The 16,652-nt window shown below is 56.7% G+C and carries 13 protein-coding genes; 10 read left to right on the forward strand and 3 right to left on the reverse strand.

Annotation, left to right across the window (positions count from 1 at the left end):
* The first annotated feature begins 73 nt into the window (after window positions 1-73).
* A complete protein-coding gene (gene puhE, locus HH1059_RS03080; RefSeq protein WP_096408162.1) occupies window positions 74-1,849 on the forward strand; it encodes a putative photosynthetic complex assembly protein PuhE in 1,776 nt (591 codons plus the stop codon).
* Window positions 1,846-3,432, forward strand: a complete 1,587-nt coding sequence (locus HH1059_RS03085; protein ID WP_096408164.1) for an alpha/beta hydrolase — start codon at window positions 1,846-1,848, stop codon at window positions 3,430-3,432. The genes puhE and HH1059_RS03085 overlap by 4 nt, the downstream gene beginning before the upstream one ends.
* A gap of 232 nt (window positions 3,433-3,664) precedes the next feature.
* On the opposite strand, the gene bchJ is transcribed toward HH1059_RS03085, so the two are convergent.
* Both bchJ and bchE read right to left on the reverse strand, forming a co-directional pair.
* Window positions 3,665-4,282 carry a bacteriochlorophyll 4-vinyl reductase gene (gene bchJ / locus HH1059_RS03090; RefSeq protein ID WP_096408168.1) on the reverse strand — a complete coding sequence of 206 codons (618 nt, stop codon included), beginning with the start codon at window positions 4,280-4,282 and terminating at the stop codon, window positions 3,665-3,667.
* 3 nt (window positions 4,283-4,285) lie between these two features.
* Window positions 4,286-5,968 (reverse strand): magnesium-protoporphyrin IX monomethyl ester anaerobic oxidative cyclase, encoded by a 1,683-nt coding sequence (gene bchE / locus HH1059_RS03095; RefSeq protein ID WP_096408171.1) that lies wholly within the window; start codon window positions 5,966-5,968, stop codon window positions 4,286-4,288.
* A gap of 248 nt (window positions 5,969-6,216) precedes the next feature.
* Between bchE and bchI the strand changes: the two genes are divergently transcribed.
* The 5 genes from bchI (at window position 6,217) to HH1059_RS03120 (ending at window position 12,554) form a co-directional block, all read left to right on the forward strand.
* Window positions 6,217-7,245 (forward strand): magnesium chelatase ATPase subunit I, encoded by a 1,029-nt coding sequence (gene bchI / locus HH1059_RS03100; RefSeq protein WP_096408173.1) that lies wholly within the window; start codon window positions 6,217-6,219, stop codon window positions 7,243-7,245.
* Window positions 7,242-9,071, forward strand: coding sequence for a magnesium chelatase subunit D (locus HH1059_RS03105; RefSeq protein WP_096408176.1), 1,830 nt, complete (start codon window positions 7,242-7,244; stop codon window positions 9,069-9,071). The genes bchI and HH1059_RS03105 overlap by 4 nt, the downstream gene beginning before the upstream one ends.
* 14 nt (window positions 9,072-9,085) lie before the next feature.
* A complete protein-coding gene (bchO, locus tag HH1059_RS03110; protein WP_096408178.1) occupies window positions 9,086-9,967 on the forward strand; it encodes an alpha/beta fold hydrolase BchO in 882 nt (293 codons plus the stop codon).
* A gap of 99 nt (window positions 9,968-10,066) precedes the next feature.
* Window positions 10,067-11,584 (forward strand): phytoene desaturase, encoded by a 1,518-nt coding sequence (locus tag HH1059_RS03115; RefSeq protein ID WP_096408181.1) that lies wholly within the window; start codon window positions 10,067-10,069, stop codon window positions 11,582-11,584.
* Complete coding sequence (locus HH1059_RS03120) at window positions 11,565-12,554, forward strand: phytoene/squalene synthase family protein (RefSeq protein WP_096408183.1); 990 nt, start codon at window positions 11,565-11,567, stop codon at window positions 12,552-12,554. The genes HH1059_RS03115 and HH1059_RS03120 overlap by 20 nt, the downstream gene beginning before the upstream one ends.
* Here the strand turns inward: HH1059_RS03120 and HH1059_RS03125 are convergent.
* Window positions 12,551-13,624 (reverse strand): carotenoid 1,2-hydratase, encoded by a 1,074-nt coding sequence (locus HH1059_RS03125; RefSeq protein WP_096408186.1) that lies wholly within the window; start codon window positions 13,622-13,624, stop codon window positions 12,551-12,553. The genes HH1059_RS03120 and HH1059_RS03125 overlap by 4 nt on opposite strands.
* A 77-nt stretch (window positions 13,625-13,701) precedes the next feature.
* On the opposite strand from HH1059_RS03125, the gene HH1059_RS03130 reads away from it, so the two are divergent.
* The 3 genes from HH1059_RS03130 (at window position 13,702) to HH1059_RS03140 (ending at window position 16,587) form a co-directional block, all read left to right on the forward strand.
* Window positions 13,702-14,577: a polyprenyl synthetase family protein gene (locus HH1059_RS03130; protein WP_096408189.1), complete on the forward strand. Its 876-nt coding sequence runs from the start codon at window positions 13,702-13,704 to the stop codon at window positions 14,575-14,577.
* A 136-nt stretch (window positions 14,578-14,713) separates the two neighbouring features.
* Window positions 14,714-15,658, forward strand: coding sequence for a chlorophyll synthesis pathway protein BchC (gene bchC / locus HH1059_RS03135; RefSeq protein ID WP_231902006.1), 945 nt, complete (start codon window positions 14,714-14,716; stop codon window positions 15,656-15,658).
* Window positions 15,658-16,587 carry a chlorophyllide a reductase iron protein subunit X gene (locus HH1059_RS03140; RefSeq protein ID WP_096408194.1) on the forward strand — a complete coding sequence of 310 codons (930 nt, stop codon included), beginning with the start codon at window positions 15,658-15,660 and terminating at the stop codon, window positions 16,585-16,587. The genes bchC and HH1059_RS03140 overlap by 1 nt, the downstream gene beginning before the upstream one ends.
* The last annotated feature ends 65 nt before the right edge of the window (window positions 16,588-16,652 follow it).

The raw sequence follows: 16,652 nt of genomic DNA on the forward strand, positions 1-16,652 counted from the left end.
TTGTAGCTTTATTTTCCCGGCTGGGTCTGGTCACTTAACTAACCGGTCACGGTAGTAGTTGGAGCTCTAGCGGATGTTTGAGTACCTACTGCCCGTGCTGTTCGCGCTGTTTTTGTGGTGGTTCAGTACGGGAGTCGTTATCTATCTTGATAACCTTCCAATGCGGACTTTCCGCTGGAGCATGATCGCCGGGACAATAGGTCTCGTCATCGGCCTATACCTAATAGCCGTCAGCAGTGCTGATAAATCGGCGGCTGGGGCGTATCTAGCCTTTACTGGCACCTTGCTGGTGTGGGCCTGGGTCGAGCTAAGTTACTACACCAACTACGTCACCGGTCCGCGCCAGACCCCGTGCCCTGAGGGCACGTCCGGTTGGCGTCGGTTCAAACTGGCTCTGCAGAGCAATCTCTACCATGAGCTTGCCATACTCTTGCTCGGCGCGATTATTTTCGCACTTACCTGGTGGGACGGTAACCGCGTTGGTTTATGGACCTTCCTAGTTTTAGCCTGGATGCACGAGAGCGCCAGGCTGAACGTCTTCCTTGGCGTACGCAATCCCAATGAAGAGTTCGTCCCTGCTCATATGCATTTCGTGCGCAGTTTTATCCGCCGCAGACCGATGAATCTGCTCTTCCCCATATCAGTGTCGGTCTCGACAGTGGCTTTGGTGCTGATAATTCAACAGGCCATAGCACCAGGGGTGGATGCACACACTGCGGTTGGACTGACTCTTGTAGCCACATTGATGGCCCTAGCTATCCTCGAGCATTGGTTCTTGGTCATTCCCCTGCCGACGGCGATGCTATGGTCCTGGGGGCTGCAAGCTCGGGGGAACGGTTCCTGTTTCGATGTCGACGTGGTAATGGGCACCTTAGGCTCGGGTAAGACGACCTTTATCCGGCGGTTGCTCGGTAGTGAGAGCTCTGCAGATGGACATGACGTTGTACTAATCAGCGACTTTAGTGACCGAGGGGTTGATGCTGCTGTTCTCAAGGCTGAAGGTGCTGAAGTAATTAATTTCGTCGACGCTGGCGGCTATAGTTCCCTACATAAGGAGCTTGCCGAACAGCTGCGCGAGATCTCGCGCGATAACACTCCGCAGCGCATAATCATTGAGCCGAGCGGGCCGCGTGATGCAGTTGCGGTAATCGAGGCCATGCGTTCACCGGCTGTTCAGGGCCTGATAAAGGGGGTGCGGCGTTTTACTATTGTCGATGCAGAGACCTTCCAGGTTGATTACTCACGCAACCCTGATGCAATGCGCAGTGAATTGCTCAACAGCCCCTATATCGTGGTCAATAAGATTGATCGGGTAGGCGAAGAGGTCCTAAATACGGTGGCCTCCACCCTGCAGGAGCTGAATCCATCAGCTATATGTTTCTACACGCGCTACGGAGATATTGACTCTGAACAGCTCCGTAGGATGACTTACCAGAGGCCCATGCAAGAGGATGAAAACAGCATGGAAGCCGATGATGCGGCTCGTTTCGATGCGGAACATAAAGCCACCAGAGAGGGCGAGACCTGGAGTTCTGTTCTGGAAGGGGAGTTCGATGTGAAACTCTTGCGCGAATTCCTTGATGAAGCCGCTGCGGGCAATTTCGGCGACCTGGAGCGAGTCAAAGGCATTGTCAGGTTGCACTCCTCTTGGGTGAGGTTTGACCTATCTGGTGGTCGAGTCGGCATGACTGCTTTTACCCCCTACGACGATGAGCAGCCGCGGGTAGTAGTGATTGGCGAAGGGGCGGTTACTCAATCGCACAAGATAGAACAAGCACTACGCAGCTGTCTGCGCACATCAAATAATCCCTCCGATGCGCCACAGCGGGCGGTTGCACTCTCGTCATGAACCCATTCACGCAACTGAGTGCTAGCAGCATTGAAGCCAGACATTTGGTGACTGGGCTGGCCATAGTTGCTTTTGCACTATCGCTTTTCCATTTGTTGTCTGATCGAGCCGGCGTTGAGCGCTGGCATGCCGAGGTGGGCAGCACTCCAGTTACCGTATACCAGCCAGAGGGGATGCAAGAGCAGGCCCCGGCTGTTTTGGTATCGCACGGGTTTGCTGGATCGCGGCAAATGATGGAAGGGTTCGCGCTGACAATGGCGCAGAATGGCTATATTGCTGTTTCCTTTGATTACTTAGGCCATGGTAGGCACCCCGAGCCGCTCTATGGCGAACTCGGCGAATGGGACGGTGCCGCTGCGGTACTAATGGAACAGACCCGACAGGTTATGGAGTTCGCCCGTGATCTTCCCAATAGTGATGGTAGGATAGCTGTACTTGGGCACTCCCTTGGTTCAGGCCTAATGGCTCGCTTCGCTCAGCTCAATGAAGATGTCGATGCCACTGTCGGTATATCACTGTTTGCACCCAAAACCGATGAGCAAACCCCGAAAAACCTCTTGAGTGTAGTAGGCGGCTTCGAAAATCGGCTCAAAATCCAAGGCCAAGAGCTTGTGGCCATGGTCACCGATGATCATGAGCCTGATGATATCCGGCCTGGACAAACCTATGGCAGCTTCGATGACGGCACCGCCAGACGGCTTGAGGTTATAAGGGGCATTGAGCACGTTGGGATATTGTTTAGCTCGCGAAGTGCTGATCAAGCGAGGCTCTGGCTTGATGAGGTTTTCGATCGGTCCGGTGGGGGATTTACGCTCTCGAGCGGTGGGTGGATAGCACTGCTGTTCGCCTCATTAGTGGTATTGGCATATCGCCTAGCTGCAGTTTTGCCGGTTGTCTCTTCGCCAGCTAGAGGGGTGAGTGCATCCTGGAAGAAGCTGCTCTTGGTAGCGGGTGCTCCGGCCCTAGCTACCCCTATTTTGCTTGCACCGTTACCAACAGAGTTCTTGCCTGTAGTTGTCGGAGATTACTTGGCGGTTCACTTTGCAGTCTACGGTACCTTGATGCTTGTGGCGCTGTGGTGGTACTCAGGTTGGCAAGCGCCAAGTCAGTGGTACGCTACTATTGGCGCCGACCCGAAGAGGCTGATTGTTGCAACTGCGCTGTTACTCTTCTTTTGCTTGGGCGTTATAGGCTGGGCGCTGGAGCAGTTCATAACCTCATTCTATCCCGTTAGTGAGCGCTTACCCCTGTTGGCAGTAATGTTTATAGGCACACTGCCTTTTTTCCTTGCTGATGAATGGTTAACCCGCGGTGATGGTGCCAAGCGAGGGGCTTACCCCTTGACCAAGCTTCTGTTTCTGGTATCCCTAGGGATCGCTGTAGCGCTCGATTACGAGTCTCTCTCATTCCTACCCATGATTCTTCCTGTCTGGATCATATTCTTTATTCTCTATGGGCTATTTAGCCGCTGGTCTTTCCGGCGCACCGGTAATCCTCTAGTGGCCGGGATAGTCAATGCAGTTGCATTTGCTTGGGCCTTGGCGGTTACCTTCCCGATGTACGCAGGGGTGAGTCCGCCGTAGCACTAGGCTGCCCCTAAAGCCTTCCCCCCGGGGTGATGGAGCCATATCTGCACCGGGTGTGGAGGACGCCGTGAATCCATCCCTGGAGGCTTCATGGCGCCATCCCTGGCGCCAAGACCTCCACAACCGGTGCAGATATGGCTCCATTGCACCGGGGGAAGGCTTTAGAGGCGACCCATTAGTAGGCTAACAGCGGTCGACAGCGGCGCGGGGCATGATAGATTTGCTGCTCTTATCTGTAGACTAGTTCGAATGTGCAAGCCTCATACCCCGAGGCGCAGCAGTTCGTCTCGGTGACCGTTGTTCCACTCCAGACAAGTTCCTTGAAGAGGGTCTCGAATACCGCTGCATGCCAATGGCAAATGGGGGTATTCGATTGCTCACCGGTAATCACGGGGTTGTTGTAGATCTCTAGTAAGCACTTGTCGCTGCGGGTGACAACGAACCTACCTGAGCCGACGAATGTCCAGGCGTTTCTCTCAATGGCACGGAGCAGGAGCGGACCAGCAAATATAGGGGGAAGTACGCGCAGTATGGCACGGGCGAACCCTGGAATGCGCCTTTTTAGAACATAGTATCCGGTCCTTACCCCGGCATCGAATAGGATCTTCTGCGCCTGATCAGGGGGGAGTTGTTCGCGCACCTGCTTGTGCAACGCGGTCACAGAAGATTCGGGGACCATTTCAGTCGGTGGCTCATCGAACCAGTGGCTCAAGTCGGCAGCACGAAATACACTCCGAGCCGTTGTCTCAGTGGCTGCCGCGCAAAGGGCGGCAGCCACTTGGGCGATAGCGTTAGGGCCGATCTTAGCTTCTTGATGCGGCCCATCTGCGCTGATTTCCGAGGTCATTCTCTAAACCTTATCGGTCTCGGTCTCTTCCTTCTTCTGGCTACTGGAGTTGCTCTTGCCTTTTACTTCAACAACGCTCTCAGTGCTGGTCCTCTCAGTCTTATCACCGCCCTTATGGGAGCGAGCCGCCTTGGTCTGTTCCTTGCCCTTTGACTCCTTGATGGCATCCCATTCAGCGCGTTGTGCATCAGAGATGGTGCGCGATTTATCGAAGCTCTCCTCGATGTTCTTGCTGACCTGATCGCGAGTCTGGGGTCCCCAATAGCCGTGCTTGCCCAGATCGTAGAACTTGCGCTGGAAGCCGGCCTTGAGGAAGGCCTTTAAGCAGCCGAGAAGGTATTTGCGTCGATCACCACTACCCGCCCATGGATAGGAGAAGAGCGCCTTTTTCATATAAAAACGGCGATAGTTGCTCATAGTGCGGTCGAGAAGTTCACCGCGATCCATGGCGTCCGGTTTGATGATCGGGGTAACGAAGTTGTACTTCTCGAAGTCGAAGACTTCTACTGTATCGCTAAGCTCGTGGAACAGATCGGAGAACGGCCAAGGGGTATACATTGCCCAGTTGGCCAGATCGGTGCCCCAGTCGCAGGCCATCCGATAGGTCTCTTCGAGCGTCTCAGCTGTTTCGTTCTCAAGCCCAACAATGAACTGCGCCTCTACAACTATACCGGCATTACGCAGTAGCTCAACGGCGCGCTTGTTCTGCGCTACGGTGGTCTCCTTGTTGAACCGGTCGAGCTTGAGCTGAGCAGCAGCCTCAGTGCCCAGGGAGACGTGGATCAGACCGGCCTTGCGATAGAAATCGAGGATGTCTTCATCGCGCAGGACATCCGTCACCCGTGTGTTAAGGCCCCACATGATGCCGCGTTGCGGTAGGCCACGGTCAATCAGCGCCTGACAGAACTCGATGAACTTTTTCCGGTTTATGGTCGGTTCTTCGTCGGCGAGGATGAAGAAGCCGACCCCGTGCTCATCAGCCAGATGCTCGATCTCGTCGACAACTTTCTCGGGGTCGCGGATCCGGTAGTCGCGCCAGAACTTCCACTGCGAGCAGAACGAGCAGGTGAAGGGGCAGCCGCGGGCCATGTTAGGTATGGCAACGCGGGTATTGAGCGGGATGTAGGTGTACTTCTCCCACTCAAGAATACCCCAGTCAGGCCAAATTGAATCGAGATCTTTGATGGTTGGGGCTGCTGGGGTGGCTACTATCTGGTTTTCATCACGGTATGCAATGCCCTTTATGTTTTCCTTATCACTCGGCCAACGTCCCTCGGCAACGGCCCGTGCCAGGTTGACCATGATCTCCTCACCCTCACCGCGGACTACTGCATCTATCCACGGGGCCTCGCTAAGAACCTGCTTGAACATGAAGGTGGGGTGAATGCCGCCAATAAGGGTGACAACGTTAGGGTCGACCTCTTTAGCAATCTCCAGGGCACGCTCGGCTATATAGACGGCGGGCGTGATGGCGGTAGTGGCAACAATGTCCGGTTTTTCTTTTTCCAACTCCTGACGGATGTAGTCGTCAGAGAGGTTGTCGGTCATTGCGTCGATAAACCGCAGATTGTCGAAGCCGGCCTGTTTGAGTGCCCCCGCTAGATAAGCGACCCATGCCGGCGGCCAGTTGCCCGCTATCTCGGCGCCGCCAGAAGAGTAGTTCGGATGTATGAACACAATACGCATGGGCCGTTCCTCCGCCTTGTTGACGTGTTCGAGTTAAAGTTCTAAGTATCGCCATAAGATGCACTTTAAAAGTACTTCTTGTCTAGGCTTAGCGCGCTGAGTTTAACAAAATCTTGCCGCTAAGGGCTGTGCCGCAGCTTTCGCTTTGGTAAGCTGCGCCGGTCGAGTTAGCTAGCGCTGACGATTAGCTAGCGCTAACGATACGATCATGTTACACGTTTACCCAACAAACTAGGGACGGGACATCAATGGCTCCAGCGTTTCCCTTTTCTGCAATAGCCGGACAAGATGAGATGAAACTCGCGATGACCATCGCCGCCGTAGACGGCTCCATCGGTGGCGTGCTTGTTTTTGGTGATCGCGGTACTGGTAAATCGACGGTAGTGCGTGCCCTTGCCGGGCTGTTGCCGACTATCCGGGCTGTGGCTGATTGCCAATATCACTGTGATCCGGACAAAGAGGACACCCTGTGTGATAGCTGCCGTGATAAGACCGCGGCGGGGAAATCACTCAAGGTAAGGCGGATAGATGTGCCGGTAGTCGACCTACCCCTTGGCGTGACCGAAGACCGAGTAGTTGGCGCACTCGACCTGGAGCGTGCCCTGAGCAGCGGCGAAAAGGCCTTTGAGCCGGGGCTGTTGGCCCGAGCCAATCGTGGTTTTCTCTATATCGATGAGGTCAATCTACTTGAGGACCACATCGTCGATTTGCTGTTGGATGTGGCCGCTAGCGGTGAGAACGTGGTCGAGAGAGAAGGACTGAGCGTTCGCCACCCGGCCAAATTTGTCCTCATCGGCAGCGGCAACCCGGAAGAGGGTGAGCTGCGTCCCCAGCTGCTGGATCGCTTTGGGCTATCGGTCGAGGTTTCTACCCCAGAGGATCTGCATACCCGCATGCAGGTGGTGCGCCGACGTGATGAATACGAGGCCGATCCCCACGCCTTCGTGGAGAAGTGGAAGCGTAAGGATGGGCAAGTGCGCAGAAACATTGAGCGCGCCCGTGATCAGCTGCCGGAGGTAGAGGTCAGCGATAAAATCCTGGAGCATACCTCCAGGCTCTGCATAGCGCTGGGGACAGATGGGTTGCGCGGCGAGCTGACCTTGATCCGTGCCGCTCGAGCGGCTGCTGCCTTAGAGCTTGCCGATAAGGTCGAGCCCAAGCACTTGCGTCAAGTTGCTCCGGTGGCACTGCGTCACCGCCTGCGGCGCAATCCGCTGGATGAATCGGGTTCAACAACCCGGGTCCAAAGGGCTATAGAGGAGCATCTGCCTGAATGAGTGCGGTGCTGGATTACGACAGCGCTGCCGCGGCATGGCAGGACTCGGTGACCGCTGCAGCGCTGCTTGCTATAGATCCATATGGGGTAGGTGGAGTCTGCCTGCGAGCTCTGCCGGGGCCGGTTCGTGACCGTTGGGTGCAGGTTGCCCGCGAGCTTCTACCGCCTGGAACACCGTGGCGGCGCATCCCCATCAATGTATCGGATAGCCGTCTGCTCGGCGGGCTCGATCTAACTGCCACCCTGCGCTCGGGGCGCCCGGTGCTCGAAAAGGGAGTTCTAGCAGAGAGCGACGGAGGCTTGGTTGTGCTGGCTATGGCTGAGCGGATTCCGCTGGCCACGGCAGGGAAGCTTGGGGCAGTCATTGATAACAACGAGGTGGCGGTGGAACGCGATGGGCTGGCAGAGCGCATCGCAACTCGTTTCGGGGTAATAGCCCTGGATGAGGGGGCTCATGACGATGAGCGCCCGGTAGGGCCTTTACGTGATCGCCTCGGCTGCCACCTTGATCTTAATGGCATACCGGTGAATGTAGCTGGGGGCTGTGAATACTCAGCCGATGAGATAGAGGCAGCACGCCACCTGCTGCCGTCGGTCGAGTGTAGCGATCAACTTGCCGAGGCCCTTTGTGCAGGTGGCCTCGCTTTGGGTATTGGTTCGCTGCGGGCGCCATTACAAGCCCTGCGCGCTGCCCGCGCTGCAGCGGCGCTGGAGGGACGCTGTGAGGTCAATGAGGACGATATCCGGCTGGCAACACGACTCATCATGGTTCCTCGGGCTACCCAGGTCCCCCCTGCACCGCCTGAAGAGGCACCTGAAGAAGAGCAGCAAGAGCAGCAACAGCCGAGCGAACAGCCCCCCGAGGAACCCCCTCCGGAGCCCGAAACAGAGCAGGATGAAGGGGAGGACTCCGGTGATGATGACGAGCAGGCCCAACTCGACGGTATCCCCCAAGAGCTGGTGCTGGAGGCGGCGCGTGCGGCACTGCCGGATAATCTCTTTGAGCGGCTAAAAATCAAGGAACTTGCCCAGCGCGGCCAGTCCCAGGCCGGCCAAGCTGGGGCACTGCAACAAGGGGGCGCGCGTGGCCGTCCCGCAGGTGTCAGGCGAGGTTCGCCGCGCTCGGGGGTGCGCCTGAACGTGGTCGAAACGTTGCGCGCAGCTGCGCCGTGGCAAACGCTGCGCCGCGAACAGCAGCAGAGCGAGCGCAAGGTCATAGTGCAGCCGGATGACTTTCGGGTCACCCGGTATAAGCAGCGTACCCAGACTACCACCATATTTACTGTCGATGCGTCCGGCTCCGCGGCCATGAATCGGCTCTCTGAGGCCAAAGGTGCGGTGGAACTGTTGCTAGCTGAGTGCTATGTGCGCCGCGACGAGGTGGCTCTGATCTCTTTCCGGGGCACCGGTGCTGAGGAGTTGTTGCCCCCGACTAGATCGCTGACGCGGGCCAAGCGTAGCCTAGCCGGATTGCCTGGTGGCGGCGGCACACCGCTTGCTTCTGGCCTGGATGCGGCCCGCGATTTGATTGAAGAGGTTCAGCGCAAAGGCAATACACCGGTGCTGATCGTTCTTACCGACGGGCGGGCAAACGTTACCCGGGCCGGGGTAGGGGGGCGAGAGCAAGCCCAGAAAGATGCCACTGAAGCCGCCCAGATGCTGCGTGTGACCGGGGTGCGTTCATTAGTGGTGGATACTTCGCCACGGCCGCGGCCCATGGGCAGAGAGCTTGCCGAAGCAATGGGAGGGGACTACTTGCCACTGCCGCGCGCCGATGCTTCGTCTATCAGTGAAGCAGTACAGGCGGTAACGGGTGCTAAGGGTTAGACGGGGAGTTAGAGATGGCGGCCTTGGCGTGGGATCGCAGCGGCAGAGACTGGCCGCAGCGTGAAGCCAGTCGGTTTGTAGTAGCTGACGGAATAACCTGGCATGTCCAGGTGTATGGTTCTGGGCCAGTCGTTCTGTTGCTTCATGGGACGGCCGCGGCAACGCATTCATGGCGGCATTTCGGCCCGGCCTTGAGCGCCAACTTTACTGTGGTTGCCATGGATTTGCCAGGCCACGGCTTCACTAGCACAGCTCAGCAAAGGTTGCCTGATTTGCACCGCGTTGCTTATGGCGTAGCGCAACTGCTTGCTGAGTTGCAACTGGAGCCGAGCGTGGTAGTGGGCCACTCTTCAGGGGCTGCTATCGGCGCTCGTATGGCCCTCGATAGTTTGATCTTTCCGCGCTTGTTAATCGGTTTAAATGGCGCCTTTCTACCTTTCCCTGGGCTAGCCGGAATGCTCTTTCCTAACGCTTTGCGTCTGCTCAGTCTAGATCCTGTTTTGCCTTATTGGATCGCGTTGCGCGCTTACGAGCCGGGTTTTATCCGGCGGGTGATTGGCTACACGGGCTCATCAATAGATGAGTTTGGGGTCAAGCTATATCGGCGCCTTGCAGCTAAGCCGGCCCACGTTGCTGGGGCTATGGCAATGATGGCCGGAAGCCACGATGATCTGCACAAGCTGGCTAAGGACATAGCTCAATTGCGTTGTATGATTGTGCTGTTCGCTGCCGAGAGGGATGGTGCTGTGCCGCCAGGGCAGGCGGAGAGAATATGTTCTAGAGTTGAGAACTGTCGGGTCGAGCAGGTGCCTGGTCTAGGGCATCTCGCCCATGAAGAGCGTCCAGAGTGGATGGCTCAGCAGGTATTAGCCGCCTGGTCTAGGATCGCCAACTAAGGGCCAACTAAGTGCCAACTAAGGGCTAACAAGGTTCAACTAGGGGCGAGCTGAATTGCTGCAATTATATAAACATAATAATTCATACAAGGTGTCGTGATGTCGAACAGCCCCTCTTCAAGATCAAGCCGTGAGAGGCCGCATGCGATAGTCATCGGGAGCGGTTTTGGTGGCCTTGCGGCTGCGGTTCGTCTGGGAGCCAGAGGTTATCGGGTGACAGTTGTTGAGCGTCTCGATGCCCCAGGAGGACGTGCCTATGTGCATCAGCAGGATGGCTTCACCTTTGACGCTGGGCCTACCATAGTCACCGCGCCTTTCTTGCTGCGGGAGTTATGGGAGCTGGCTGGACGGGATTTCGATCAGGAGATAGATCTGCGCCTCATGGATCCCTTTTATAGGGTCATGTTCCATGATGGATGTCAATTCGATTATAGCGGCGACCCGGCTAAGCTACGTCAAGAGGTGGCACGGTTGTCACCGCAGGATGTTGCGGGCTTGGAGCACTATAGCGAAGTTAGCCGGCAGATCTTTGAGGTTGGTTTTGAGCAGCTAAGTAACCAGCCGTTTGGCCACTGGAGCGATATGGCGAAGGTGTTGCCCGATTTGATACGGCTGCAAAGTTATCGCAGTGTCCACGGTCTAGTGTCGAGGTACGTCCGCGACCCACGCTTGCAGATGGTGCTCAGCTTCCACCCGCTCTTGATCGGGGGTAATCCCTTCTCGGTAACTTCGGTCTATTGCCTTATTGAGTACCTGGAGCAGCATTGGGGTGTCCATTATGTCATGGGCGGAACTGGGCGCCTGGTCAGCGGATTGGTAGATCTTATTGAGTCACAGGGTAACGAGATCCGTTATAACGCCGATGTGACCGCGATAACGCTAGATGGCCGGCGTGCCACAGGTATAGAGTTGGCGGATGGTGAGCGCATCAGTGCGGATATCGTGGTCTCCAATGCCGATGCGGCGTGGACCTACCGTAACATGGTCCCCGAGTCTGCACGGCGGCGCTGGACCGATAACAAGCTCGATAGAATGCGCTACTCAATGGGGCTATTCGTCTGGTATTTCGGCACCAAGCACAAGTATAAGGATGTCAAGCATCATACGATACTCATGGGGCCGCGCTATAAAGAGCTTATTGAGGATATCTTCAAGCGCAAAATCCTTGCCGACGATTTTAGTCTCTATCTGCACCGTCCTACTGCAACCGATGACTCTGTCGCCCCTAAGGGGTGTGACACCTTCTATGCCCTCTCGCCGGTGCCCCATCTTGACTCCGGGGTAGATTGGCAAGAGCAAGCTGAGCCGTACCGGCAGGCGATTGCCGAATACCTCCAGGATCATCTGCTCCCTGACCTGGAGTCTCATTGCGTTACCTCGCGGGTTACGACCCCGCTTGATTTTCTCAACCGGCTGAAGGCTACTCACGGTTCGGCCTTCAGTATGGAGCCAGTTCTCCACCAGAGTGCCTGGTTCCGGCCGCACAACCGCAGTGAGGATGTGCAGAATCTCTATCTGGTAGGGGCAGGCACCCATCCTGGAGCGGGCCTGCCTGGTGTGCTCTCCTCAGCGCGGATTCTTGATAAGGTGGTACCAGATGCTGGCTCCTTCGCCTGATCCCCGGCTTGCTCCGCAGGAGCAACTCAGCGCCGAAGATCGCAATGCTTGTCGTGCCCTGCTGGCAACAGGTTCGAAAACATTTTTCGCCTCATCTTGGTTACTGCCGCGAGATCTGCGTGATCCTGCCACTGCTCTGTATGCATTTTGCCGCCTGGCGGATGATGCAGTAGATCATGGTGATGGCGGGGTAGATGTTCTAGATGACCTGGATAGGCGGCTTGATGCTGTTTACGCCGGTGACCCATTTGATTATCACGCTGACCGAGCATTTGCCTGGGCAGTGCACCACTATAGGATCCCTCGTGCACTGCCGGGAGCCTTGATCGAAGGGTTTTCCTGGGATGCAAAAGGGTGGCACTGTGACTCCCTTGATGATCTGTTTGCTTATGCGGTTAGGGTGGCTGGCACTGTTGGCTTGATGATGTCACTGCTGATGCGGGTTAGGGATCCGCAGGTATTGGCAAGGGCATGTGATTTGGGCGTGGCTATGCAGCTGACCAACATAGTGCGCGATGTCGGCGAGGATGCCCGCAGCGATAGGATCTACTTGCCACGCCAGTGGTTGAGTCAGGCCGGGGTAGAGCCTGAGCGGTTGCTTGCCCAGCCTGAGTATACCCCGCAGCTGGGGCGGGTGGTGCAGCGTTTGCTAAAGCATGCGGATATGCTTTACGAGCGCTCAATGGCCGGTGTGCAGGAGTTGCCTTGGCGCGCCCGAGGTGGTATATGCGCGGCGCGGCTGCTCTATGCGGAGATCGGTCGCGAAGTCGAACGGCGCGGCCTTGATTCGGTCAATCAGCGCGCAGTAGTCCCTGCACGGCGCAAGGCGGCTGTGTTGCTTAGGGTTGTCCCCGAGCTTGCCGCATACCACCGTGGACTGGCTGTGCCGCCACTAGAGCAGGCCCGCGCGCTTATTGAGTCTGTCGAATCGTGTTGCCCTGATCCTGCCTTAGCGCCAACGGCGCGTTAGCTGCTGGCATCGCGAGGCATTCGCCAAGGCAGCATCCATTGGGTCGAACCGCGAACAAACCTATCCATTGATAGACTTTCATGGACAGCGGTCAGTTGCTTACCTTCTAGGGTAGTCTCCACTACTGAGCGTGAGTAGAACGGGGTGTCCTCTAAGGATCTGGTCACTTTTGCCGCCTTTGGCTCATCAGCGAACATTCGCCGCGGTATCCGCCACATTGTTTTGGGCAGTTCAACCGCAGTCGCAAGGCTGATCGGCCGAGGTTGCTGCTCGGGGCAGAGTTCGCAGGCAATTACGTGCGCGTCCCCTTGCCGCGGTTGCGCGTCATAGATGACCACAGCTCCATCTTGGGTCTCAGCTCGTGACCACTGCCAGGCGCTAAAGCCATCCTCCAAGGGTTCATCACCAGCATTGGTATCTAGATAAGCACTCCCGCGCCAGCTCAATTGGGGTTCGTGCAGTTCCACCTCCATGCGCGCCTTTGGTGCTAAGGGCCGCCAGCGATGCAGTCCATTATGGTCAATCGTAAAGGTGTGGTTGTTGCTGCTTAAGGGGGTCAGACGAAAACTGCCACGTACATTGCCCGGCAAGGGCTTGGTGATCTCGTTGAATTCGCCGATTAGCTGATCACCTTCCCAGCGCAGCGAGCTTGGTCCAATTTGCAACTGCTGTTGGTGCTGTCCCAAGGCATAGCGATCACGCTCTGTCATTGCCCATTTGCTGCGTCCGCAGCCATAAAGTGCCACATTGAAAGCACAATGATCGCGTGGATCGGTGCTCGCGCCAAGCTCCTGACGTGTCCGTCGATAGTAAGGCGAGAAGACGCTACCGATGAAGGCTATAACCGTAATGCCATAGCGACCGTCATCGCTTAGGCCGTCCACATACCACCATGTGTAGCCCAGCGGCGGTACCTGGTAGCTGAAATCCGGTCGCCAGTCGCGTCGAGCACCTATTGCAGTTTGGTCGCCATGGTGGGGATCATCTTTGGCCTCGAGGGTGATATCCTTAGTAGTGTGGCGATCATCGGAGGTTGGCGTCGGTTGGTTAGTTGTCCGTGACGTTGACATATCCCGGGTCCCTGTCTAGCGTACATGTCTGTTGCGATACAATGTACTAGTTTTCACGCCGCCGTTGGAGGGGCTAAATGGAACCGATTCAACGCATTGAGCGCGCACTAGAGTCGGCGGTGGCGAGGGCCGTCGCTGAACCGGCCCCCCCGCGGCTGGCGGAGGCCGTTCGCCATGCCGTCTTCGCGGGTGGTGCTCGGGTTAGACCGCGGCTCTGTCTTACCGTGGCAATGGCCTGCGGTGACGAGTCGCCTGAACTCGCTGATGCGGCCGCTGTAGCGATAGAGTTGATGCACTGCGCATCGTTAGTTCACGACGACTTGCCGTGTTTCGATGATGCGGCTACTCGCCGCGGCCAGCCATCAGTTCATGTTGCATATGGCGAGAGGTTAGCGGTACTTGCCGGCGATGCACTGATTGTCCAGTCGCTTGAGACATTGGCCCTGCAGATTAAGGAGTATCCGCAGCGTAGCGCCGATCTGCTAATGACGATAAGCCAAGCTACCGGCATGCCGCACGGCATTACAGCCGGGCAGGCTTGGGAGTCGGAGCCAGAGGTTCCGGTTGCTGCTTATCATCAAGCCAAGACCGGTTCACTATTTGCTGCGGCGACTGTGGCCGGGGCTATTGCTGCCGGATCAGCGGATCAGGCCGACAGTTGGCGGCTGGTTGGTGAGCGTTTAGGCGAGGCCTACCAGGTTGCAGACGATCTGCGTGACGCGGTAGGTGCTGAGGAAGAGCTTGGCAAGCCTACTGGCCAGGATACAACTCACGATCTGCCCAGTGCCGTGCGTGAGCTGGGTATCAAGGGGGCCAAGCAGCGCCTCGATAACTTGGTTGAGCAGGCGGTTGGGGCCGTCCCCGAATGCGCTGGCGCTGAGCAGTTACGGGCTGGGATTATTGAGGAGATGGAGCGCGTACTGCCCAAAACCTTGAGCCGTAATGCCGCGTAAGGAGTGCTTGTCTGCGACCTAATCTCACCGGGCGGCGTATGTGCGCGCTTCGCCTTGACATCCCTGGGCGAGCGGTTAGGCTACGCAGCCAAAGTGGAACTTTACACTGCAGCCAAAGTAAATCGAGGGCGAAGTAGTGGAATCATCCGAATTGAGAGAAGCGCGAGCAGTCGTCTTTCAAGCCCCCCAGCAACTCGCGGTAGAGCGAGTATCCCTGATTGAGCCTGGACCTGAAGATGTAGTTGTCGATATCCATTACAGCGGCATCAGTACTGGCACTGAGCGCCTGCTTTGGACCGGCACTATGCCCTATTTCCCGGGCCTCGGCTACCCCATGGTGCCTGGTTACGAGTCGGTCGGCAGAATAGCTCAGGCTGGCCCCTCGTCAGGGCGCAATGAGGGGGAGATGGTCTTCGTCCCCGGGTCGAGATCATTCGAGGATGTCCGGGGGGTTTTTGGTGGCGCGGCTTCGCGAGTGGTCATAAGCGGATCCAAGGCCCTGCCGGTGCCAGATCACTTGGGTGAGCGTGCAGTTTTGCTTGCCCTGGCGGCAACGGCCTGGCATGCAGTCGCACCGGCACCGCCAGATTTGATCGTGGGTCATGGGGTACTGGGCCGGCTGATGGCCCGCATAGGGGTGCTCCACGGCAATCCACCGACGGTTTGGGAGACCAATGAGAAGCGCTTTGAGGGCGCTGTTGGGTATCAGGTAGTCGATCCCGATAGCGATGAGCGCCAGGACTATAAGCGCATCTGCGATGTCAGCGGTGACAGCTCATTGCTGGATAAGCTTATCTCACGCCTGGGTAAGCAGGGCGAGGTTGTCCTCGCCGGATTTTACAGTCAGCGCCTCAGCTTTGAGTTTGCTCAGGCCTTTATGCGCGAGATTAGCATCCGTATTGCTGCTGAGTGGCAGCCAGAAGACCTAGAAGCCGTTATGACAAAAATCTGCTCCGGTGAGCTGGACCTTGAGGGGTTGATCACTCACCGACACGGATTCGAGGCGGCGGAGACCGCCTATCGGATAGCCTTTAATGATCCTGATTGTTTAAAGATGGTTCTCGACTGGAGAGAAGGTTGATGGGTGCCGAGCAGCCGCAGAGAGAAACGCAGATAATCGCAATATATGGTAAGGGCGGAATAGGTAAGAGTTTTACACTGTCCAACCTTTCTTACATGATGGCGCAGCAGGGCAAGAAGGTCCTGTTGATCGGTTGTGATCCTAAAAGCGATACCACTTCATTGCTTTTCGGTGGCCGGGCAACGCCAACCATAATCGATACCTCGTCGCGCAAAAAGGCAGCTGGTGAGTCAGTAAGCATAAGTGATGTCTGTTTTAAGCGCGACGGCGTCTTTGCCATGGAGCTTGGCGGCCCTGAAGTAGGTCGCGGCTGTGGCGGGCGCGGCATAATCCATGGCTTTGAGATACTTGAGAATCTTGGCTTCCACGACTGGGACTTTGATTATGTCCTGCTAGATTTCCTAGGTGATGTCGTCTGCGGCGGTTTCGGCTTGCCGATTGCACGTGATCTGTGCCAAAAGGTCATTCTGGTAGGTGCAAACGACCTGCAGTCGCTCTATGTAGCCAATAACGTCTGCTCGGCGGTGGACTACTTCCGACGTTTGGGTGGCCACGTTGGTGTTGCCGGCCTGGTAGTTAACAAAGACGATGGGACCGGAGAAGCACAGGCTTTTGCCGAATCGGCGCAGATCCCGGTGTTATCTTCTATCCCTGCCGATGAAGAGATCCGCCGCAAGAGTGCTAACTATGAAATAGTCGGTTATCCAGGGGGTGACTGGGGGCCGTTGTTTGATCAGCTTGCCAAAAATGTCGCAGATGCCCCACCGGTAATGCCTAATCCCTTGGATCACGAGGAACTGCTGGGGCTGTTCAAGAGCGAGGATGTTGGCCGCGATATAGAGTTAATCCCCGCTCAGCCCGAAGATATGTGTACCCATTCGGCGGGGGAGAAACCATCCCTTGAGATCGTCTACGACGAAGATCGGTGACTGTGGGGAACCTCTAACAACTCCACCCTTGAGTCAAGCAGCTTCCCCGCGGTGGCAGATACTGC

This window comes from Halorhodospira halochloris (assembly GCF_002356555.2).
Lineage (GTDB): Bacteria > Pseudomonadota > Gammaproteobacteria > Nitrococcales > Halorhodospiraceae > Halorhodospira > Halorhodospira halochloris.